Origin of the sequence: Saccharothrix variisporea (assembly GCF_003634995.1) — a bacterium.
Lineage (GTDB): Bacteria > Actinomycetota > Actinomycetes > Mycobacteriales > Pseudonocardiaceae > Actinosynnema > Actinosynnema variisporeum.
The window spans coordinates 6,894,517-6,915,914 of record NZ_RBXR01000001.1 but is presented as its reverse complement, the minus strand read 5'-3'; the positions used below and the strand labels follow the sequence as shown (position 1 = coordinate 6,915,914).

At 71.5% G+C, this 21,398-nt stretch carries 20 protein-coding genes; 7 read left to right on the top strand and 13 right to left on the bottom strand.

Going from position 1 to position 21,398, the window contains the following annotated elements; translation table 11 throughout:
- Positions 1-47 precede the first annotated feature (47 nt).
- Entirely contained in the window at positions 48-653 is a 606-nt protein-coding gene (locus tag DFJ66_RS31525; protein WP_121226580.1) for a TetR/AcrR family transcriptional regulator, read from the bottom strand.
- Between the two features lie 72 nt (positions 654-725).
- On the opposite strand from DFJ66_RS31525, the gene DFJ66_RS31520 reads away from it, so the two are divergent.
- On the top strand, positions 726-1,856 hold the full coding sequence (locus DFJ66_RS31520) for a glycosyltransferase (protein ID WP_121226578.1): 1,131 nt from the start codon (positions 726-728) through the stop codon (positions 1,854-1,856).
- On the opposite strand, the gene DFJ66_RS31515 is transcribed toward DFJ66_RS31520, so the two are convergent.
- Positions 1,837-2,709, bottom strand: coding sequence for a YwqG family protein (locus DFJ66_RS31515; RefSeq protein WP_121226576.1), 873 nt, complete (start codon positions 2,707-2,709; stop codon positions 1,837-1,839). The two genes, DFJ66_RS31520 and DFJ66_RS31515, sit on opposite strands and share 20 nt — an antisense overlap.
- A gap of 142 nt (positions 2,710-2,851) precedes the next feature.
- Between DFJ66_RS31515 and lon the strand changes: the two genes are divergently transcribed.
- Entirely contained in the window at positions 2,852-5,200 is a 2,349-nt protein-coding gene (gene lon, locus DFJ66_RS31510; RefSeq protein ID WP_121226574.1) for an endopeptidase La, read from the top strand.
- 57 nt (positions 5,201-5,257) lie between these two features.
- Here lon and DFJ66_RS31505 read toward each other — a convergent pair whose 3' ends face one another.
- The gene (locus DFJ66_RS31505; RefSeq protein WP_121226572.1) at positions 5,258-5,743 is read right to left on the bottom strand and encodes an AMIN-like domain-containing (lipo)protein; all 486 of its coding nucleotides are present in this window, start codon (positions 5,741-5,743) and stop codon (positions 5,258-5,260) included.
- A gap of 85 nt (positions 5,744-5,828) precedes the next feature.
- Positions 5,829-6,650: a polysaccharide deacetylase family protein gene (locus DFJ66_RS31500; protein ID WP_121226570.1), complete on the bottom strand. Its 822-nt coding sequence runs from the start codon at positions 6,648-6,650 to the stop codon at positions 5,829-5,831.
- A 163-nt stretch (positions 6,651-6,813) separates the two neighbouring features.
- On the opposite strand from DFJ66_RS31500, the gene DFJ66_RS31495 reads away from it, so the two are divergent.
- Both DFJ66_RS31495 and DFJ66_RS31490 read left to right on the top strand, forming a co-directional pair.
- On the top strand, positions 6,814-7,341 hold the full coding sequence (locus tag DFJ66_RS31495) for a YbhB/YbcL family Raf kinase inhibitor-like protein (protein WP_121226568.1): 528 nt from the start codon (positions 6,814-6,816) through the stop codon (positions 7,339-7,341).
- Positions 7,342-7,383: 42 nt separating this feature from the next.
- Entirely contained in the window at positions 7,384-8,760 is a 1,377-nt protein-coding gene (locus tag DFJ66_RS31490) for a mycothione reductase (protein WP_121232007.1), read from the top strand.
- Between the two features lie 57 nt (positions 8,761-8,817).
- On the opposite strand, the gene DFJ66_RS31485 is transcribed toward DFJ66_RS31490, so the two are convergent.
- Positions 8,818-10,074, bottom strand: coding sequence for an MFS transporter (locus tag DFJ66_RS31485; protein ID WP_121226566.1), 1,257 nt, complete (start codon positions 10,072-10,074; stop codon positions 8,818-8,820).
- Positions 10,075-10,160: 86 nt separating this feature from the next.
- Between DFJ66_RS31485 and DFJ66_RS31480 the strand changes: the two genes are divergently transcribed.
- Entirely contained in the window at positions 10,161-10,832 is a 672-nt protein-coding gene (locus DFJ66_RS31480) for a FadR/GntR family transcriptional regulator (RefSeq protein WP_121226564.1), read from the top strand.
- Positions 10,833-10,962: 130 nt separating this feature from the next.
- Here the strand turns inward: DFJ66_RS31480 and DFJ66_RS31475 are convergent, their stop codons facing one another.
- On the bottom strand, positions 10,963-11,871 hold the full coding sequence (locus DFJ66_RS31475) for a LysR family transcriptional regulator (RefSeq protein WP_121226562.1): 909 nt from the start codon (positions 11,869-11,871) through the stop codon (positions 10,963-10,965).
- 73 nt (positions 11,872-11,944) lie between these two features.
- On the opposite strand from DFJ66_RS31475, the gene DFJ66_RS31470 reads away from it, so the two are divergent.
- Complete coding sequence (locus DFJ66_RS31470) at positions 11,945-12,850, top strand: EamA family transporter (protein WP_121226560.1); 906 nt, start codon at positions 11,945-11,947, stop codon at positions 12,848-12,850.
- Positions 12,851-12,855: 5 nt separating this feature from the next.
- Here the strand turns inward: DFJ66_RS31470 and DFJ66_RS31465 are convergent, their stop codons facing one another.
- Positions 12,856-14,421: a cobyric acid synthase gene (locus DFJ66_RS31465; protein ID WP_121232005.1), complete on the bottom strand. Its 1,566-nt coding sequence runs from the start codon at positions 14,419-14,421 to the stop codon at positions 12,856-12,858.
- Between the two features lie 7 nt (positions 14,422-14,428).
- Here DFJ66_RS31465 and DFJ66_RS31460 point away from each other — a divergent pair, with 7 nt between their 5' ends.
- The gene (locus tag DFJ66_RS31460) at positions 14,429-15,136 is read left to right on the top strand and encodes an alpha/beta hydrolase family protein (RefSeq protein ID WP_121226557.1); all 708 of its coding nucleotides are present in this window, start codon (positions 14,429-14,431) and stop codon (positions 15,134-15,136) included.
- Here the strand turns inward: DFJ66_RS31460 and map are convergent.
- From map to DFJ66_RS31430, 6 genes are read right to left on the bottom strand one after another with little or no spacing between them, the layout of a single operon-like run.
- A complete protein-coding gene (gene map / locus DFJ66_RS31455; protein ID WP_121226555.1) occupies positions 15,123-15,980 on the bottom strand; it encodes a type I methionyl aminopeptidase in 858 nt (285 codons plus the stop codon). The two genes, DFJ66_RS31460 and map, sit on opposite strands and share 14 nt — an antisense overlap.
- Positions 15,981-16,037: 57 nt before the next feature.
- On the bottom strand, positions 16,038-16,274 hold the full coding sequence (locus DFJ66_RS31450) for a type II toxin-antitoxin system Phd/YefM family antitoxin (RefSeq protein WP_170199766.1): 237 nt from the start codon (positions 16,272-16,274) through the stop codon (positions 16,038-16,040).
- A gap of 28 nt (positions 16,275-16,302) precedes the next feature.
- Positions 16,303-18,096: a penicillin-binding transpeptidase domain-containing protein gene (locus DFJ66_RS31445; protein ID WP_121226551.1), complete on the bottom strand. Its 1,794-nt coding sequence runs from the start codon at positions 18,094-18,096 to the stop codon at positions 16,303-16,305.
- A 22-nt stretch (positions 18,097-18,118) separates the two neighbouring features.
- A complete protein-coding gene (locus DFJ66_RS31440; protein WP_170199765.1) occupies positions 18,119-18,973 on the bottom strand; it encodes a GNAT family N-acetyltransferase in 855 nt (284 codons plus the stop codon).
- 49 nt (positions 18,974-19,022) lie between these two features.
- On the bottom strand, positions 19,023-20,156 hold the full coding sequence (ispG, locus tag DFJ66_RS31435) for a flavodoxin-dependent (E)-4-hydroxy-3-methylbut-2-enyl-diphosphate synthase (protein ID WP_170200249.1): 1,134 nt from the start codon (positions 20,154-20,156) through the stop codon (positions 19,023-19,025).
- A 46-nt stretch (positions 20,157-20,202) separates the two neighbouring features.
- Entirely contained in the window at positions 20,203-21,396 is a 1,194-nt protein-coding gene (locus DFJ66_RS31430) for a M50 family metallopeptidase (protein ID WP_121226547.1), read from the bottom strand.
- Positions 21,397-21,398: the final 2 nt, after the last annotated feature.

Genomic DNA, 21,398 nt, shown 5'->3' with positions numbered 1-21,398 from the left:
GCGGAGGGGCATACCGGGCACAACCCCTGAACGGGCGACCTCTCGCCTCACCGCTCGAAGGGGTGCACCGGCTCGTCGGGTTGCCCGTCCAGCAGCCGTTCCACCAGGGCCGTGACGAGGTCGCTGCGCTGTTGTTCGGTGAACAGGTCGGGCAGCAGCAGGCGTTCCATGATCAGCCAGTTGAGCGCCAGCCACAGCAGGACGACCATCGTGCCGTCGCCGGGCAGCCCGGTCTTGCCGTGGTAGTCCACGTTGAACTCCACGTCCGCGCGGATGCGGCTGGTCAGGACTTCGCGGAGCTCCGGGCGGCGGGTGGCTTCCAGGCGCAGTTCGAGCAGCGCGAGGAACCCGGTGGGGAACGCGGCCACGCGGTCCACCAGCTCGTGCATCAGCTCGGTGACGCGGGCGCGGTCGTGCGGGCCCGCCATCCCGCCCGCGAGGACGTCTTCGTCCACCAGCCGCTCGTACACGCGCTCGCCGGCCTGCTTGAGGAGGTCGTCCCGGTTGGCGAAGTAGTTGGACGCCGTCCCCGCCGGCACCTCCGCCTGCTGGTCGACCGCCCGGAACGTCAGCCCGCGCGCGCCTTCCCGGGCCAGGACCTCGATCGCGGCGTCGAGCAACGCCGCCCGCCGCTCGGGGTTGCGTCGCACCATCGGCACTCCCTCCACACCACTGCACACAAAGTACTACATCCGGAGTGGGTGGCGGGGTGGAAGGCTGACGTCATGCGCGTGCTGTTCACCTGCATCGGCGGTCCTGGCCACCTCAACCCGCTGCTGCCCGTTTCCCGGGCCGTCGCCGATCGGGGGCACGAGGTGCTCTGGGCGACATCCGGATCGTTGCGCGGCCTGGTCGAGACCGCGGGATTCCCCTTCCACCAACTGGGTTCTTCGCCGTCCCCCGCGCCCGCGACCAGGGGACCGCTGCTCGTGCCCGACATCCAGCGGTCCGAGGAGGAGGTGCGGGAGGGCTTCACGCGGCTCGGGACGCGGGCGCGGTTGCCGCTGGTGCGTGCGCTGGTGTCGGAGTGGCGGCCGGACCTGGTCGTGTGCGACGAGTTCGACTTCGCCTCGATGCTCGTCGCGGAGGAGGCCGGGTTGCCGCACGCGAGCGTGCTGGTGACGGCGACGGGCGTGCAGATCCGGCCGGACGTCGTGGGCGAACCGCTGCACGAGATCCGCGCCGAGTGCGGCCTGCCCGAGGACCCGGAGTTGACCATGCTCGGCCGCCACCTGCGACTCTCGCCGTTCCCACCGTCCTTCCGCGCACCCGACGCCTGGCGGTTCGGCACCGAACACGCCTTCCGCCCACCGATGCCCGCCGCGCTGTCGTCAGGCAGCCCGCTCGTCTACTTCACCCTGGGCACGGAGTTCGCACTGGAGTCCGGCGACCTGTTCGAACGGGTGCTCGCCGGCCTGCGCGACCTGCCCGTCCGCGTCCTCATGACCGTGGGACGGCACATCGACCCCGCCGAGTTCGGGCCGCAACCCGAGCACGTCCGGATCGCCCGGTACGTGCCGCAGGAGGAGGTACTGGCGGACTGCACCCTGGTCGTGTCGCACGGCGGTTCGGGAACGGTGATCGGAGCGCTGGCGCACGGCAAACCGATGGTCCTGACCCCGATGGGAGCCGACCAACCGATGAACGCCGACCGCTGCGAAGCCCTGGGCGTCGGTCGCACGCTGGACCCCGTCACGGTGACCCCGGCCGAGGTGCGGGCCACGGTCTCGGAGGTGCTCGCAGACCCGGGATACCGCCGGTCGGCCGAGCGCCTGCGCGCCGAAATGGCCGCCCTGCCGGGCCCCGACCACGCCGCCGACCTGCTCGAAGCTCTGGTCAGGTGCACTGCCAGGTGAACGCCGAGGCCCCGAAGTCGCGGGCCGCGAGGTCTTCCGGTCGGATGAGCCAGTACAGGGTGCCGAGGTCACCCCAGCGCATACCGGCTTCGCGGTCGCTGTCGATCTGGGCGAGCAATGTCCACCGCCGCGCCTCCTCCGCCACGCTCTCCCACTCCGCGCCCGGACCCAGCACGCTTTGGGCGGCCTCCAGTTCGACCGCGCTCTGGATCGGGTGCGCGTGTCCGCCCAGCTGGTGCGACGGGTGGGACCGCACGGCGCTCAACGCGCGAGCGAAGTCGTCCCCGTTGCCGTGGTCGTCGAGGAAGTCGAGGTCGTCCTCGGACAAGTCGCGGCACCGCGCGCGGAACTCCGGGTGGTACCAGTCCGGGCCGGTGGCGATCGGGGTCGCGACCAGGGGCGCGTAGTCGTACGGCTCGATGTCGAGCGGGGTGTCGCGTTCTTCGGTCGGCACGCCGGGGGGCACGTACAGGACCCGTGCGCCCGCTTGGGACGCGGGTTCCCAGGAGCCGACCGTCGGGTGGTACTCGGTGCCGTCGAGGTAGGCGGACTCGGGGTCGTAGTAGAAGAACAGCAGCGTGCCGCTGTCCGGCAACGCGATGTCCAGGCTGTTCGCGGGCAGTCGGCCGCAATCGATCGACGCCACGAAGTTCAGCGAGCCCTCGCCCTCCCACTCCGGCCAGGCCACGTCGGCGGGCAGGAACGGCACGCCGCCGAGGTACCCGACGCGCCGGCCGCCGTCCCGGACGCGCAGTCGGACGCCGGGACGGATGAGGGAGGTCCACCGCTCGGCCACGTCGGGCGGCAGGTGGCGGCGGGCGAGGTTCGCCAGGCGGGATTCGTGGGTGGCCATGGCACGGATTCTGCGCGAGGAGCGTTGAGCAGGAGGCAGGTTTCCCGAGGTCCGGCGTGGATCGCTGAGAGCGAACGCAAGATTGAAACAATCTTCTGCTCACCTTGGTTGAGCCCTTCAGACTCAACTTTGGAGGATCGACATGGGTGAGACGTTGGCGCTTCCGGTGCTGCCGCTGGACGACGTGGTCGTGCTGCCCGGCATGGTCGTCCCGATCCGGCTCACCGGCTCGGACGCCGCGGCCGAGGCGCGGGCCGCCGTCGAGGCCGCCTCCGCCGCGGGCGGGGAGACGCGGGTGTTGTTGGTGCCGCGGTTGGACGGGAAGTACGCGAAGGTCGGCACGTTGGCCGTCGTGGAGCAGGTCGGGCGGTTGTCGGGTGGGGAGCGCGCGGCGGTCGTGCGGGGTACCGACCGGGTGCGGATCGGGACGGGTACCACCGGGCCGGGGGCGGCGCTGTGGGTCGAGGCGACGGTGGCCGACGAGCCGCCCGTGGACGACCGGACCCGTGAGCTGGCCCGCGAATACCGCGCGCTGGTCACCACGATCCTCCAGCAGCGCGGCGCGTGGCAGGTCGTGGACTCGGTGCAGCAGGTGGACGAGCCGTCCGCGCTGGCCGACCTCGCGGGCTACGCCTCCTACCTGTCCGACGAGCAGAAGATCTGGCTGCTGGAGACCAGCGACGTCGCCGAGCGGCTGGAGAAGCTGCTCGAGTGGGGCCGCGAGCACCTGACCGAGCTGGACGTCGCCGAGACGATCCGCAAGGACGTCAAGGAGGGCGTGGAAAAGCAGCAGCGCGAGTTCCTGCTGCGCCAGCAGCTCGCCGCGATCCGCAAGGAGCTGGCCGAGCTGGACGGCAAGCCCGCCACCGAGGAGCAGGACTACCGGGCCCGCGTCGAGGACGCCGACCTGCCCGAGCACGTCCGCAAGGCCGCACTGTCCGAAGTGGACAAGCTGGAGCGCACCTCCGACCAGTCCCCCGAGACCGGCTGGATCCGGACGTGGCTGGACACCGTCCTGGACCTGCCGTGGAACGAGCGCACCGAGGACACCTACGACATCGCGGGCGCGCGGGCGGTCCTCGACGCCGACCACGCGGGCCTGGACGACGTGAAGGAGCGCATCACCGAGTACCTGGCGGTGCGGCGGCGTCGGGCCGACCGCGGGCTCGGGGTCGTCGGCGGTCGGCGCAGCGGCGCGGTGCTCGCGCTGGTCGGGCCGCCCGGGGTGGGCAAGACGTCGCTGGGCGAGTCGGTCGCGAAGGCGATGGGTCGCAAGTTCGTCCGCGTCGCCCTGGGCGGCGTGCGCGACGAGGCGGAGATCCGCGGTCACCGGCGCACCTACGTGGGCGCGCTGCCCGGCCGGATCGTCCGCGCGATCGCCGAGGCCGGCTCGATGAACCCGGTCGTACTGCTGGACGAGATCGACAAGGTCGGCGCGGACTACCGCGGCGACCCGACCGCGGCCCTGCTGGAGGTCCTGGACCCGGCGCAGAACCACACCTTCCGGGACCACTACCTGGAGGTGGAGCTGGACCTGTCGGACGTGGTCTTCCTGGCCACCGCCAACGTCCTGGAGTCCATCCCGGGCCCGCTGCTGGACCGCATGGAACTGGTGCAGCTGGACGGCTACACCGAGGACGAGAAGGTCACCATCGCCCGCGACCACCTGCTGCCCCGGCAGGTCGAGCGCGCCGGCCTGACCGCCGAGGACGTCACGGTCACCGAGGACGCCCTGCGCAAGCTGGCCGGCGAGTACACGCGGGAAGCCGGTGTCCGGCAGCTGGAGCGGTCGTTGGCGAGGGTCCTGCGCAAGGTCACCGCGCGGGCGGCGCTCGATGAGGCGGCGCTGCCGGCGCGCGTGGACGTGCCGGACCTGAAGGGCTACCTGGGTTCTCCGAAGTTCACGCCGGAGTCGGCGGAGCGGACGGCGGTCCCCGGTGTGGCGACGGGTCTGGCGGTCACGGGCGCGGGCGGTGACGTCCTGTTCGTGGAGGCGTCCCTGGCCTCGGAGGGCACGGGCGCGCCGGGCGTCACGCTGACCGGGCAGCTGGGCGACGTGATGAAGGAGTCCGCGCAGATCGCCTTGTCCTACTTGAAGTCGCACGACGAGCGGGCGGCGGCGTTGGCCGAGCGTGGGGTCCACATCCACGTGCCGGCGGGTGCCGTGCCGAAGGACGGTCCGTCCGCGGGTGTGACCATGACGACGGCCCTGGCGTCGCTGCTGTCCGGACGCCCGGTCCGCTCGGACGTGGCCATGACCGGTGAGGTGTCGCTGACCGGCCGGGTGCTGCCCATCGGCGGCGTGAAGCAGAAGCTGCTGGCCGCACACCGCGCCGGCATCACGACGGTCCTGCTGCCGCAGCGCAACGAGCCCGACCTGGACGACGTGCCGGAGTCGGTGCGGGAAGCGCTGACCGTGCACCTGGTCGCCGACGTGCGCGAGGTGCTGGAGCTGGCGCTGGAACGGGAAGCGGTCGCGGTCGCGGCGTGAACCGGCAGGCGGCAAGGGGGTCCCGGACGGACGGGACCCCCTTGCCCTCGCAGGACGTCAGTAAGCGGCACCGACGTCGATGACCAGGCGGGTCGGGTTGCTCAGCAGGAACACGCGGTGCCAGGTCTCCTGGCGCATGCCCAGGCCGACGGTGAGGTTGGCCTCGAAGTCGCCGGTGATCGCCACGGCCTGCACGTTGCTCAGCGAAGGGGTCGTGAACTGCTGCGGCCCGGTGTAGGTGGGGTTGCCCCACTCGTCGTGCGCGGCGGCGGGGAAGGACCGGACCTCCAGGAACGTGGTGCCCGGCAGCGACACCGGTGCACCGCTGCCGTCGTAGTACAGCTGGTCGACGCACCGGATGAAGAACTCCGGGCGCGACCCGTTCAGGTCGAGCACGACCCGGTCGAACGTGTCGTGCCGGCCCACCCGGATGTTGGTCAGCTCCGGGGCGGTGGACGCCGTGGTGGCCGCCGCGGGCACTGCGGCACCAACGGCGAGCACCGCCAGGACGAGCACGGCGAGTCTGCGGAAGCGCGAGGTCATGGGACTGCCCTCCTCGGGCGGGGGCCCGGCTGGCTGCCGGGTGTGTCACCTCGAAGGACGTGTCACAGGTCACACGGTTGCGCGGTCAGGGCAGGGTCGTGGACAGGAAGTCCTCCAGCGGCACCGGGGTCAGGCCGTGGGCCTTGCAGTGGTTCAGGAACGCCAGGAAGTCCTCGACGAAGGTGTTCCGGAAGTGCATGAGGACGATGTCGCCCGGCACGAGCTTGCTGCCCGCCTGGAACTGCACGACGCCGTCGTTCACCGCCGCCGTCCACATGATCAGCGCCTTGAAACCGCAGTCGGTGGCCGCCTTGCGGGTGGTGCCGTCGTAGTTGCCGAACGGCGGGCGGAACAGCGTCGGCCGCACCCCGGTCTGCTGCTGGAGGTAGTCGGCGTTGCCGCAGATCTCCTGCTTCTGGAACTCGTAGCCCTTGCCCTGCAGGTTCGGGTGGTTCGCGGTGTGCGCGTGGACGGTGGACTTCGCGTCGTCCTGGAGCGCCTTGAAGAACGCGGGCTGCTCGGCCACGTGCTTGGTGTTGAGGAACAGCGACGGCTGGGTCTGCGACGACTTCATCAGCTCCAGCGCCGCCGGGTGCCGCACGGCGCCGTCGTCGATGGTGATGAACACGTACGGCTTGTCGGTCTCGATGCGCCGGACCACCGGCAGCAACCCGTCCGGACTGGCCGGCAGCTTGGCCTGCGGGGTGCCGTACTTGTACGGGTGCTGGAACACCGGCACCGTCGTGCCGCCCGGACCGGGCACCGCCGTGGGCGGGGTGGTCGTGGTCACCGTCGTGGTCGTGGTGGTGGTCGTCGTCGTGGTCGCGGGAAGCGCCTTCGGCTCCGCCGTGCACGCCACGGTGACCACGGCCAGGGCAGCGGCGACCGCCACGCCGATTCTTCGCATTGCTGGATGTCCCCCCTGATGATCCGCCGCCGGCGCGGCGCCCCACGACAGTGGAGACGCCCCGAGCCGTCCTCGGGTTGCGCGGTGATGGTTTCGCAACCAATGTTCACCCGACCGATAAGGTCGGCGAGGTCGAGCAGACCGCTTGTGTGGAGGACCACAGATGAGCCTTGAGCGCCCCGTCGCTCCCGACCCCTACTCGTTGCTCCCGGCCGTGGCGTCGTTCGAGGTCACCTCGACCGACGTGCGGGACGGCGAGACCCTGCCCGACGCGCACGTGTACGCCGAGGGCGACACCTCGCCCCAGCTGAGCTGGTCGGGGTTCCCGGCGGAGACGAAGAGCTTCGTCGTCACGTGCTTCGACCCGGACGCGCCGACGCCGTCGGGCTTCTGGCACTGGGTGGCGGTGAACCTGCCGGCGTCGGCGACCTCGCTGGACACCGGTGCGGGCGCGTCCGACGAGGGCCTGCCGGGTGACGCGTTCCACGTGCGCAACGACTACGGCACCCGCTCCTTCGGCGGTGCCGCGCCGCCGCCCGGCGATCGGGCGCACCGGTACTACTTCGTCGTGCACGCGGTGGACGTGGAGAAGCTGGACGTGACGCCGGACTCGTCGCCCGCGGTGGTGAGCTTCAACCTGGCGTTCCACACGCTGGCGCGGGCCGTCCTCGTCTCGACCTACGCGGCCTGAGGTGCGGGAATGAGCGCCTCACGTCGTGGGTTGCAGCACGACGTGAGGCACTTCGACCTGGTCATCATCGGCACCGGCTCCGGCAACTCCATCGCGGACGAGCGATTCGCGGACTGGGACATCGCGATCGTCGAGAAGGGCGTGTTCGGCGGCACGTGCCTGAACGTCGGGTGCATCCCCACGAAGATGTTCGTGCACACCGCCGACGTGGCCGCTGCGCCCCGGGCCGGCGGCCGCCTGGGCGTGGACCTGTCCCTGGACGGCGTCCGGTGGACCGACGTGCGGGACCGCATCTTCGGCCGCATCGACCCGATCTCCGAGGGCGGGCGGCGGTGGCGGGCCGAGGAGAACGCCAACGTCACCGTGTACGAGGGGACGGCGCGGTTCGTCGGGCCCAAGACGCTGGACACCGGCACCGGCGAGGTGATCACGGCCGACCGGTTCGTGATCGCGGCCGGCTCCCGCCCGGTGGTGCCGGACGTCGCGGACCTGGCGTCGGTCGGCTACCACACCAGTGACACGGTCATGCGGCTGGACGAGCTGCCGCGGCGGCTGACCATCCTCGGGTCGGGTTTCGTGGCGGCGGAGTTCGCGCACGTGTTCTCGTCGTTCGGCGTCGAGGTGACCGTGGTCGCGCGCTCGGACCTGTTGCTGCGCCACGAGGACGCGGAGATCGCCGCGCGCTTCACGTCGGTGGCGGCGGAGAAGTGGGACGTCCGGCTGAGCCGCAAGGCCGTGCGGGCGGAACGCGCGTCCGACGGCTCGGTGCGCCTGCACCTGGAGGGCCCGGACGGCGCCGAGGTCGTCGTGTCGGACGAGCTGCTGGTGGCCGTGGGCCGCCGCCCGAACTCCGACCTGCTGGACCTGGCCGCGACCGGCGTCGAGCTGCACCCGGACGGCCGGATCGTGGTGGACGAGTACCAGCGGACGTCGGTCGAGGGGATCTTCGCGCTGGGCGACATCAGCTCGGAGTACCAGCTCAAGCACGTGGCCAACCACGAGGCGAGGGTCGTCCAGCACAACCTGCTGAACCCGACGGACCTGAAGGCCTCCGACCACCGCTTCGTGCCGGCGGCGGTCTTCTCGTCCCCGCAGATCGCTTCGGTGGGTCTGACCGAGGAGCAGGCGGGCGCGCGGGGCATCCGGTACGTGTCGGCGTCCCAGGCGTACGCGTCCATCGCCTACGGCTGGGCGATGGAGGACACGACCGGCTTCGCGAAGGTCCTCGCCGACCCGGCCACCGGCCAGATCCTCGGCGCGCACATCATCGGGCCGCAGGCGTCGAGCGTGATCCAGCCGATCATCCAGGCCATGAGCTTCGGCCTCGACGCCCGCACGATGGCCCGGGGCCAGTACTGGATCCACCCGGCGATGCCCGAGGTGATCGAGAACGCCCTGCTCAACCTGCCCCTGGACTGACGAGCAACGCAAGAGGGGCGAGGACCGCGCGGTCCTCGCCCCTTGGTCGTCTTCCGTTCAGACCGTGCGCGGGCGGCCGGCGATCCAGCCCAAGGCGGTCAGGAGGGCGAGCAGGGCGACCAAGAGGAGCATCGACACGGTCCACGTGCCCGTCACGCCCCGCAGCACCCCGAACGCGAACGGACCCACCGCCGAGATCAGGTAGCCGATCGACTGGGCCATCGCGGACAGCCGGGCGGTGTCGGCGGTCGAGGACGTGCGGAGCGAGATCATCACCAGGGCCAGCGGGAACATGCCCATCCCCAAGCCGACCAGCACGACCCACAACCCCGGAGCGGCGGCCGGAGCCAGCGCCAAGCCCGCCACACCGGCCATCGACAGCAGACCCAAGCCCAGCACCAAGCCGGACTGGCTGGGACGCCGAGCCGCCAGCGGGGGAACGATCAAGCTGACCGGAACGCCCAGCACCATGGTGATCGCCAGCAGCAAGCCCGCCGTCGTCCGGTCCACGCCGGCGTCACCGAGGATCTGCGGCAGCCAGCCCATGACCGTGTAAGCCAGCAAGGACTGCAAGCCGAAGAAGACGGTGATCACCCAGGCCAGCGGGCTGCGGACCAGGGACCGGCGCACCACGGCGGGACGCGAAGAGGACGTGCGGACGACAGCGCCGTGACGGGCGCCGGCCAGCCAGATCAGCAAAGCGGCGAAAGACAGGAAAGCCCAGGCGCCCACCGCGAGTCGCCACGAACCCAGCCACGACTCCAGGGCGGGCGTGAAAGCGGCACCAAGAGCGGCGCCGGCGGCCAGAGCAGCGGTGTAGACGCCGGTGATCAGGCCGACCCGACCCGGGAACGAATCCTTGACCACCACGGGGATCAGGACGTTGCACACGGCGATCCCGGCGCACGCGATGAACGTGCCGCCCAACACCACGGCCGGCCCGTCGACGACCCGCAGCACCAGACCGACCGTCAGCACCAGCAGCGACAGCCCGACCGCCCGCGCCATGCCCAGCCGACGCCCCAGCCAGGGCGCCAGGAAGGCCGCGAAGCCGAAGCACAGCGTCGGCACGGCGGTGAGCAGGGAAGTCCACGCGGTCGACACGCCGAGCGAGCCGCGCACGTCACCCAGCACGGAGGCCAGGCTGGTGACGGCCGGCCGCAGGTTGGCGGCGGCCAGCGCTACGCCGATCGCCAACAGGGTGCTGCCGACCAGGGCAACTTGGCGGTTCGCTGCCACCGACCCGGCGGCCGAGCCAGAAGGATGGGCCGCGATCGTCGCGTTGGCACTGGCATCAGTGGCAATGTGAACCATCGACGGTGTCCGGTCTGGCTGGGTCTGCTGGATCGTCACCGGACTACTATCGCAGACATGGGATGTTCGGATGAAAGGACGACGCTGTGCCGTTGGCCACTACCCGACGGGCCGGACTCGTCGACCAGGTGATCGACCAGATGCGGGGCGCGATCGCCGGCGGTGAATGGCCGGTGGGCCGGCGCATCCCGCCGGAACCCGAACTGGTCAACGCGCTCGGCGTGGGCCGCAACACCGTGCGGGAGGCGGTGCGCGCGCTGTCGCACGCGGGGCTGCTGGAGGTCAGACAGGGTGACGGCACCTTCGTGCGCGCCACCAGCGAACTGTCCGGCGCGGTGCGCCGGCTGTGCGGCAGCGAACTGCGCGAGGTGCTCCAGGTGCGGCGGACGCTGGAGGTCGAGGGGGCTCGACTGGCCGCGACCGAGCGCACCGACGAGGAGCTGACCCGCCTGGAGGCGCTGCTGGCCGAGCGCGACGCCGCGCTGGCCGCCAAGGACTGGGACCGCCTGGTCGAGCGCGACGCCGCGTTCCACCTGCTGCTCGTGCAGAGCTCGCACAACAACCTGCTGTACCAGCTCTACCAGGGCCTCACCGAGGCGGTCCGGGCGAGCATCACGGCCACCGTGGAGACCGACCACGAGGACGACCACGTGTCCCACACCGGCCTGCTGGACGCGGTCCGCGACCGGGACCCGGCGCGGGCGGCGGCGGAGGCGGGCGGGTTCCTGGAGGAGCTGCTGGAGCGCCACAAGGACTGAGACGAAGGCGGGGACCTCCCACGGCGGCGGATGGATCCTTGGGAGGTCCCCTGGGTGATGGTCTTCGAGCGCCCGCAACCAGGGTCGTCGGAAGACCCCTCGTCGCAACAAGGGTTTGCGGGATCGTTACTCAGGCGGTGGAACGTTCACCCCAACAGCCGTGCAGCGCCGCCAGGGTCGCCGCCACGGCGGGCCGCCGCGTGGCCTGCGTGCGCCACACCGCGAACACCCGCCGCGTCGGCGTGGGCGTGAACGGCACCGCCCGCACCCCGGCGGGCAGCTCGCCGCGCCCGAGCCGGGGCAGGAGCGCGACCCCGATGCCCTTGCCCAGCAACGCCAGCTGCGTCTCGTACTCGGCGATCCGGTAGGCGAGGTCGGGCTCCATGCCCGCGCCGCGGAAGGTGTTGACCAGCCAGTCGTGGCAGATCGTGCCCTCGGGCTGGCAGATCCACCGCTCCCCGGCCAGGTCCTCGGGCACCACGACCTCGCGCCCGGCCAACGGGTGCGACACGGGCAGCAGCACGTCCGCGACGTCCTCACCCAGCTGCACCCGGGACACCGCGTCCGGCACGGCCAGCGGGGTGTTGACCCAGTCGTGCGTCACGGCCATGTCCAGCTCGCCGCGTGCCACCGCCTCCAGGCCCTGCGGCGGGTCCAGCTCCACCAGCCGCACGTCCAGCGCCGGGTGGTCCCGGGCGAGCGCGACCAGGGCGGCCGGCAGCAGGCCGCGCGCGGCCGTGGCGAACGCGCCGACGCGCAGCTCCCCCACCGCCGCCCCGCGCTGCTCCTCCAGCGTCACCTCGGCTTCCTCGACCAGCTTGAGCACCTGGTCCGCCGTGGTGGCCAGGAGGTAGGCGGCGTCGGTCAGCGCGACGCCCCGCCCCCGTCGTTCCAGCAGGGTGGTGCGGGTCTCGCGTTCCAGCTTGGCGATCTGCTGGGACACCGCCGAGGGCGTGTAGCCCAGGGCGGTCGCGGCGGCGCCGACCGAGCCGTGCGTGGCCACGGCGTGCAGGGCGCGGAGTCTGCCGAGATCGAGCATGTAGCGATCCTAAACCAAAAGCCTTAGCAGTATTCGCTGGTGCTAAACGGTCGTCGTGCGAAGACTCGAAGGCGTGAAACCTCGCCACGCCGCCCTGGCGGTCCTGATCACCAGCATCTGGGGCGTCAACTTCGTCGTCATCAAGGTCGGTCTCGCCGAGTTCCCGCCGCTGCTGTTCTCCGCGCTGCGCTTCCTCGCCGCCGCCGTGCCCGCGATGTGGTTCGTGGGCAGGCCGAAGGTCGCGTGGAAGTGGGTGCTCGCGGTCGGGTTCCTGCTCGGGGTGGCCAAGTTCGGCCTGGTGTTCCTGGGGATGGCCGCGGGGATGCCCGCCGGGTTGTCGTCCCTGGTGTTGCAGAGCCAGGTGATCTTCACGGTGGTCTTCGCCGCGGTGCTGCTGCGCGAACGGCCGCGTCCGGTGCAGCTCGCGGGCATGGCCGTGGCCGCGGTCGGGATCGTCCTCATCGCGCTGGACTACGGCGTCGGCAGCCCGATCTCCGCGTTGCTGCTGGTGGTGCTGGGCGCGGTGGCGTGGGGGCTGTCCAACGTCGCCACCCGCTACGCCAAGCCGCCGGACGCGCTGAACTTCATCGTGTGGGTCAGCGCCGTCGCCGTCCTGCCGCTGCTCGCGCTGTCCCTGGTGTTCGAGGGGCCGTCCGCCGGGGTGGCCGCGTTGAGCAACTTGAGCTGGACCGGCGTGGGCGCGCTGCTGTTCATCGCGTGGATCTCGACGCTGTTCGGCTTCGGCGTGTGGGGCTTCCTGCTGCGCGAGTACGACGCCTCGACCGTGGTGCCGTTCGCCCTGCTCGTGCCGGTGGCGGGCATGCTCTCCGGCTGGCTGCTGCTGGACGAGACCGTGTCCCCGCTGCGGGTCGGGGCCGCCGCCCTGGTGGTCCTGGGCATGGCCGCGACGACGGTCCGGTTGGGGCCGAAGCCCCCGCTCGCCGTACCCGAGGCGCTGGTCGGCGCTCGCACCGGGTGACGCCGTCAGGCGATCGGTGGGACGCCCGCGGGCGGGACGACCCGGAGTCCGGCGGGAGCGCCGCGGTCCAGCAGCGCGAGCAGCGCGTCCGTGTCGAGGTGGTCGGCGACCAGGTCGCCCAGCAGGTCCAGCTGCGCCGCGCGGCGGCCGGCGAAGTCGGTGTCCGGCGCGGGCGTGAACCCGGCGCGGCCCGCGTGGCCCGCCGCCCAGCGCAGGAACGCGCGGCGGAAGCCGTCGTTCTCCAGCAGGCCGTGCCAGTGGGTGCCGGCGACCCGACCCGCGACCACGCCCTCCGGTGTGCCGTCGGGCAGGGTGACCAGGCCTTCCCCGGTCGAGCGGGTGACCCGGCCGTGGTGGATCTCGTAGCCGGTGACCGGTTCGCCCAGGGCGTGCCCGTGCGGGCGGTGCAGGGTCTTGTCGGGCTCGAAGCGGATGTCCACGTCGAGCAGGCCGAGTCCCTCGACGGTGCCGGCGCGCGACTCCACGCCGTCCTCGATCTTGTGCCCGAGCATCTGGAACCCACCGCAGATGCCCAGCACGGGACCGTCGTGACGGGCGATCGCGTCGGCCAGGCCGGTGGCGCGCAGCCACGCCAGGTCGTGCACGGTCGCCTTGGAGCCGGGGACGACCACCAGGTCCGCGTCGGCCAGCCGCGACGGCTCGGTGACGAACCGCACCGACACGCCCGGCTCGCACGCCAGCGCCTCCACGTCGGTGGCGTTGGAGATGCGCGGCAGCCGCACCACCGCCACCCGCAGCCACTGGTCGCCGTGCGGTGCCGTGGGACGGCCGATCACGCCGTCGGCGGTGTAGGACAGCGAGTCCTCGGCGTCCAGCCACAGCTCCTCGCGCCACGGCAGCACGCCCAGCACGGGCCGGCCGGTGAGCGCGTCGAGCTGGCGCAGGCCGGGTTCGAGCAGGGCCGGGTCGCCGCGGAACTTGTTCACCACGAACCCGCTGACCAGGGCCTGGTCCGCCGGGTCGAGCAGGGCCAGGGTGCCGAACAGGTGCGCGAAGATCCCGCCGCGGTCGATGTCGCCGACCACGATGACCGGCAGGTCCGCCGCGCGCGCCAGGCCCATGTTGGCGATGTCGTTCGCCCGCAGGTTGATCTCGGTGGGCGAGCCCGCGCCCTCGCAGACCACGGCGTCGAAGTCGTGCCGGAGACCGTCCAAAGTGGACAGGACGGTGGTCATCAGCTCGGCTTTGCGCTCGCGGTAGGACAGCGCGGACACCTCGCCGACCGCCTTGCCCAGCACGACCACCTGCGAGCTGCGGTCACCGCCGGGCTTGAGCAGCACGGGGTTGAACCGCACGCTCGGCTCCAGCCCGCACGCCGCCGCCTGGAGCGCCTGGGCCCGGCCGATCTCGCCGCCCTCGACCGTGACGACCGAGTTGTTCGACATGTTCTGGGCCTTGAACGGGGCCGTGCGCACCCCGCGCCGGGTCAGCCACCGGCACACCCCCGCCGCCAGGACGCTCTTGCCCGCGTCCGACGTCGTGCCCGCGACCAGCAGCGCACCGCCCACAGTCACCGAAGTCCCCTCGTTGTCGGTCCCGGCTGACATCATCCACGTCATGGTCGACGTGCCCGCCACCACCGTCCTGGTGCACAGCCCCTACCTCGGTCCGGCGAGCCTGCGCCCCCTGGCCGACGCCCTCGCCGCGCTCGGACACCCGACGCTGCTGCTGGACCTGCGGGTCACGGTCAACGCGGCGCCCGTGCACCAGCGGATCATCGGCGTGTTCGCCGACGCCGTGGAGGACTCCCTGGTCGAGGGCGAACTGGTGCTGGTCGGGCACAGCGGCGCCGGACCCCTGCTGCCCGCGTTCGCCGACGCCCTGGAGACCCCCGTCGCCGGCCTGGTCTTCCTGGACGCCGAACTGCCCACCCCGGGCCGGAGCTGGCGCGACGACGCCCCCGCCGAGCGCATGGCCCACCTGAAGTCGATCTCCCGGGAGGGCCTGATGCCCCGGTGGGACACGTGGTTCGCCCCCGAGGCGCTGTCGGCGATGGTGCCGGACGTGCGGCTGCTGGAGGAGATCGTGGCCGAGGCCCCCGAGGTGCCGCTGGCGTTCCTCAAGGAGCCCCGGCCGACCGTGTCCTGGCAGGGGCCGTGCGCGTACCTGCAGCTCAGCGAGGTGTACTCGGCTGCTGCCGCTCAGGCCGGCGCGCTGGGGTGGCCGGTCCGGACGCTCGACGCGCACCACCTGGCCGCCGCGTCGGAGCCCGGTCGGGTCGCCGGAGCCCTGGCGTCGCTGCTGGCCGAGCTCAGCAGACGGTGAGGATCTCCGCGCCGTCCTCGGTGACCACGATGGTGTGCTCGAACTGGGCGGTCCAGCTCTTGTCGCGGGTGGTGACCGTCCAGCCGTCGTCCCACATGTCGTGCTCGATGCCGCCGAGCGTGATCATCGGCTCGATGGTGAACGTCATGCCGGTCTCGATGACCGTGGGGACGTGCGGGGCGTCGTAGTGCAGCACGACCAGGCCGCTGTGGAACGTGCGGCCGATGCCGTGACCGGTGAAGTCGCGCACGACGCCGTAGCCGAACCGGTTGGCGTAGGACTCGATGACCCGGCCCACCACGTTGAGCTGACGACCGGGCTTGACCGCCTTGATCGCCCGCATCGTGGCCTCGTGGGTGCGCTCGACGAGCAGCTTGACCTCGTCGCTGACCTCGCCCGCGAGGAAGGTGGCGTTGGTGTCGCCGTGGACGCCGCCGATGAAGGCGGTGACGTCGACGTTGACGATGTCGCCGTCCTGGACGACGGTCGAGTCGGGGATGCCGTGGCAGATGACCTCGTTCAGCGAGGTGCAGCAGGACTTGGGGAAGCCCCGGTAGCCCAGCGTCGAGGGGTAGGCGCCGTTGTCGCACAGGAACTCGTGCACGACGGCGTCGATCTCGTCGGTGGTGACCCCGGGCACGACGACCTTGCCCGCCTCCTGCAACGCCTGCGCCGCCAACCGCCCGGCCACGCGCATCGCCTCGATCACCTCGGGCGGCTGCACCCAGGGGTCGGTGTTGCGCTTGGGCTCCTTGCGATCCACGTACTCAGGCCGCTCGATCTCAGCGGGCACGGGACGACGCGGGGAGAGCACACCGGGCTCAAGAGGGGCACGCACGGACATACCCACCACAGTACGGCGTGGCCGTGACGCTCTGTGCGCCGTATGCCCGCAATGTGGTCAGTCGTGGGCCTCGAAGTCCTCTGGCGCGTCCAGCAGCACTCGCCATGGCGCGGTGGCGGGCACCAGTTCGCCGCTGAGGACGAAGCGGTCGCAGACGGCGTCCTCCGGTGAAGGCGGCGTCAGCATCGCGGCCGGCTTGCCCCACCGGGTGATCCCGATCTTCTCGCCCGCCGCGGCCCGGAGCACGTAGGCCTCCGGGTTGCGCCGGAACTCCGTCACGGTGATCGACTCCACGCACGCAAGGTAGCGCACGTTGCTCCGTTCAGCCCAGTGCCCGGAGGAACCGAGCCGAGGCCTCCACCGCTGGAGCGGACGTGTTCGTGCCCAGCAGCAGGGTCGCGAAAGCGACATCCCCCCGGTAGCCCACGAACCAGCCGTGCGAGTTGGTCCCGTCACCGAACTGGGCCGTCCCCGTCTTCCCCCGCACGTCCCCGTACGGCCGCAGCTGCGGAGCCGTCCCCGACTCGACCACCTCGCGCATCATCGCCCGCAGGGGCTCCAGCACCGCCGGGGAAGGCGCGGTCGGCTTCAGGTTCGCCTTCGTCTCCCGGCCCTTCAGCACCACCGGCGTGGGCATCGAGCCGTGGGACGCCGTGGCGGCCACCAGGGCCATGCCGAACGGGCTCGCCAGGAGTTTGCCCTGGCCGAAGCCGTCCTCCGCGCGTTCCACGACGTCCGTCGCGGGCGGCACCGAGCCGGTGATGGTGGTGATGCCCGGGATTTCGAAGTCGACGCCCAGGCCGAACTTCTCCGCCTGCTTGGTCAGTGCGTCGGCGGGCAGCTCCGACGCGATCTTCGCGAAGGTCGTGTTGCACGAGAACGCGAACGCCGAGTGCAGCGGGATGGTGCCCTTGTCGAACTCCTTGTCGTTGGGCACGATCCGCCGGCCGTCGATGGTCATCTTCCCGGGGCACGGCTGAGGCGAATCCGCCGGGACGCCGGCCTCGACCGCTGCCGCCGCCGTGATCATCTTGAACGTCGAGCCCGGCGGGAAGCGGCCGGTCAGGGCGATGGCGCCCTGCTCGTCGGCGGGCTTGTTCTGGGCCACGGCCAGCACGTCGCCGGTGGACGCGGACAGCGCCACCAGCATCGCGGGCTCGGCGATCGGCTCCAGCGCGTCCTCGGCCGCCGTCTGCACGGCCCGGCTCAGGCCCGTCGAAATGGCCTCGGCGGGCTCCGGCGCGACCTCGTGCAGGTCCTCGACCTCGTTGCCGGCCGCGTTCACGGTGTAGATCCGCAGCCCCGCCCGGCCCGCGATCTCCTCCTCCACGGCCTTGCGCACGGCGGGCAGCACCTGCGACCCGAAGTCCCGCGCGGGCGCGAGCAGGCTCGTCTGGGACGTGAACCGCACCCCGGGCAGCTCGTAGATCTCCGGCTTCACGCTCTGGTAGTCGGCATCGCGCAACGCCGCCACCTGGTACACCTGGCCGGCGGGCACCTTCCCGACGCCCTCGGTGATCGACGCCGCCGTGATGGCCGGGTCGATCCGGCCCAAGGCGGCCCCGAGAGCCCCGGCGACCGCGCCCACGTCACCGGCCTGCGCCGGGTCCAGCAGGATCGAGACCACCTGCTCGGGTGACAGCAGGGGCGTGCCCTCGCGGTCCAGGACCGGCGCCAGCGCGGGCTTGACCTCGGACGACCCGATGGACTGCTGCGCGCCCAGCTTCGGGTGCAGCACGGACGGCGCCCAGTGCACCTTCCACGCGTCCTCTTCGCGGCGCAGGTCGAACTTGGTCTGGTACGACCACACCCGGCCGTGCGCCAGCTCCCACTCCAGCTTCGCCGTGGCGTCCGCCGCCGACGACTCGCCGGCGGACCGCACCTGCTCGACGGAGGCGCGCACGGCGGCCGGCTTCAGCGCGCCGCGCACCTTCTCGACCAGCTCCTTGGCCTTGCCGGGGTCGTCGGTCAACGCCACCGCGCCGTCGACGTCACCCGCCGCCAGCTTGGTCAGGAAGTCGCCGGCGATCTGGTCGGGACCGGGCTTGGAGGAGAACAGGCCGCATCCGCTGAGCACCAGGAGCGCCACCACGGCCAGGGCAGTCCGGAGGGTCACGAGGGGTGAGTATGCCCGGTGGCTAGAACAGCACCGTCGCGTACTGGCCGACCTGGGTGAACCCGATGCTGCGGTAGGCCGCCCGCGCGACCTCGTTGTAGCTGTTCACGTACAGCGAGGCGGTCCGGCCCAGCCCCCGCACCAGCCGCTCGGCGACGGCGGCGGTCCCGGCGGTGCCGATGCCGTGCCCGCGCCGGTCCGGCCGCACCCACACGCCCTGGATCTGGCCGACCTTGTTCGACATCGCCCCGATCTCGGCCTTGAACACGACCTCGCCGCCCTCGAACCGGGCGAACGCGCGACCGCTGGAGATCAGCTCGGCCACCCGCGCCCGGTAGGACGCGCCGCCGTCGTCGGCGCACGGGTCGACGCCGACCTCCTCGATGAACATGGCCACCGCCGCCGGCAGGTACCGGTCCAGCTCGTCCGGGCGCACCGGCCGCACCAGCGGGTCCGGGGTCACCGACGGGGTGCGGCCCAGCGCCATCAGCGGCTGGTCGCCGCGCACCTCGCGGGCCGGCCCCCAGTCCGGGGCCAGCTCCTCCCACAGCGCCAGCACCTGCTCGGCCGGGCCGACCAGGGACGAGCACATGCGGCCCCGCCGCCGCGCGCGGTCGGCGAAGCTGCGGATGGCGGACGAGTTGCCGCACAGCGGGATGAGGTTCGGCCCCGCGAAGCACAGGGCGTCCAGCCGGGCGCCGCGCAGCGAGCGGTGGTCGTAGGCCCACACCTCGCCGCCCAGCCGCCACGGGTCCAGCCCGGCGACCTCGACCCGGGCGGCCACCATGCAGGCGGCCACCGGGTCACCAGCCAGCACGGCGAGGACCTGGTTCAGGTCCCGCTCGTCCAGCACCCGCGCGCCAGCCAACCTCAGCACGCTTCAAGCCTGCCAGATGGACCGCATTCCACGCGCGTCCGCCACCCGCTCAGCCGACCGTCACCACGGGCTCGCCGTCGCCCGCGGTCTCGCCCATCTCCTCGGCGATGCGCATGGCTTCCTCGATCAGGGTCTCCACGATCTGGTGCTCGGGGACGGTCTTGATGACCTTGCCCTTGACGAAGATCTGGCCCTTGCCGTTGCCCGAGGCCACGCCCAGGTCGGCCTCGCGCGCCTCGCCCGGCCCGTTGACCACGCACCCCATCACGGCGACGCGCAGCGGGACTTCCATGCCCTCCAGACCGGCGGTGACCTGCTCGGCCAGCGTGTACACGTCCACCTGGGCCCGACCGCAGGACGGGCAGGAGACGATCTCCAGCTTGCGAGGCCGCAGGTTGAGCGACTGCAGGATCTGGTGGCCGACCTTGACCTCCTCCACCGGAGGAGCCGACAGCGACACCCGGATCGTGTCCCCGATGCCCTGGCGCAGCAGCGCGCCGAACGCGACCGCGGACTTGATCGTGCCCTGGAACGCCGGACCCGCCTCCGTCACCCCCAGGTGCAGCGGGTAGTCGCACTGCTCCGCCAGGATCTCGTAGGCGCGGATCATCACGACCGGGTCGTTGTGCTTCACGCTGATCTTCAGGTCGTGGAAGTCGTGCTCGGCGAACAGCGACGCCTCCCACAACGCCGACTCCGCCAGCGCCTCCGGCGTGGCCTTGCCGTACTTGGCCATCAACCGCGGGTCCAACGACCCGGCGTTGACCCCGATCCGGATCGGCGTGTTGTGGTCCTTCGCCGCCTGCGCGATCTCGCGGACCTTGTCGTCGAACTTCTTGATGTTGCCCGGGTTCACCCGCACCGCCGCGCACCCGGCCTCGATCGCCGCGAACACGTACTTCGGCTGGAAGTGGATGTCCGCGATCACCGGGATCTGCGACTTGCGCGCGATCGCGGCCAGCGCGTCGGCGTCGTCCTGCGACGGACACGCCACCCGCACGATGTCACAGCCCGCCGCGGTCAACTCCGCGATCTGCTGGAGCGTGGCGTTGACGTCCGCGGTGACCGTCGTGGTCATCGACTGCACCGACACCGGGAACTCACTGCCCACACCGACGGACCCGACCATCAACTGGCGGGTCTTGCGGCGCTCGGACAGCACCGGGGGCGGCAACGCCGGCATCCCGAGCAGCACGCCGTCACTCATGGACAAACACCTCTCACAAGGGTCACTGGAGTCGGATGGGGTTGACGATGTCCGCGGTCACGGTCAGCAGCGTCACCGCACCGCCCACGAAGATCACGAAGTAGGTCAGCGGCAGCAACCGCAGGTAGTTGACCGGCGCGCCCGCGGGGAGGCCCCGGAGCTTCCGGATCCAGTTTCGCACCCGTTCGTACAGGTTGACGGCGATGTGACCACCGTCAAGCGGGAGCAGCGGCAGGAGGTTGAACACGCCGACGAAGAAGTTCAGGCCGGCCAGCATCAGCCAGAAGAACGGCCACAGGCCCTGCTCGACCGCCTCGCCACCCAGCCGGGACGCGCCCACCACGCTGACCGGGGTGTCCAGGTCGCGCTCGCCGCCGCCGATCGCCTTGATCACCGCGGGGATCTTCTCGGGGAACTTGAGCAGGCCGTTCCACGTGTTGACGAACATGTCGCCGGTGTACTTGGCGGCCCCGCCGAAGGCGGTGAGCGCGTTGTAGTTGAACTCGGTCTGGTGGAGGATGCCGATCGCGCCGACTTCCTTCTTGTAGGTCGAGCCGTCCTTGCGCACGTACTCCCGGTCGACCCGGGTCACGTCGACGCTGAGCACCAGTTCCTGCTCACCGCGCTTGACCTTGAAGTCGGTGGCGCCGAACCGGTCGCGGGTCACCTTCAGCACGTCGGTCCAGGTCGGCGTGGGCGTCCCGGCGACGGCGAGGATCTCGTCACCGGCCTGGAAGCCGGCCTTCTGCGCGGGCGAGGTGTCACCGGGCTTGCACTCGGTGACCGTGACGCTGGTGACGCACGGCGCGACCTCGGCCACCAGCGGCGTGTTGCGCAGGTTGGGGATGCCGATGATCGCGGCCATCAGGTACAGGATGAAGAAGCCGAGGATGAAGTGGGTGATGGAGCCCGCGCTGAGCACCACGACCCGCTTCCAGGTCTTCTGCCGGTAGAACGCGCGGTGCTGGTCCTCCGGGCGGACCTCCTCCAGCGCGGTCATGCCGGTGATCTCGCAGAACCCGCCGGCCGGGATGACCTTCAGGCCGTACTCGGTCTCGCCGCGGCGGAAGGACCAGATCTTCGGCCCGAACCCGATGAAGTACCGGGTCACCTTCATCCCGAACATCTTCGCGGTGGCCAGGTGGCCCAGCTCGTGCAGGGCGATCGAGATGCCGATCAGCAGGGCGAACAGCAAGATGCCCAAAAAGAAGACCACTC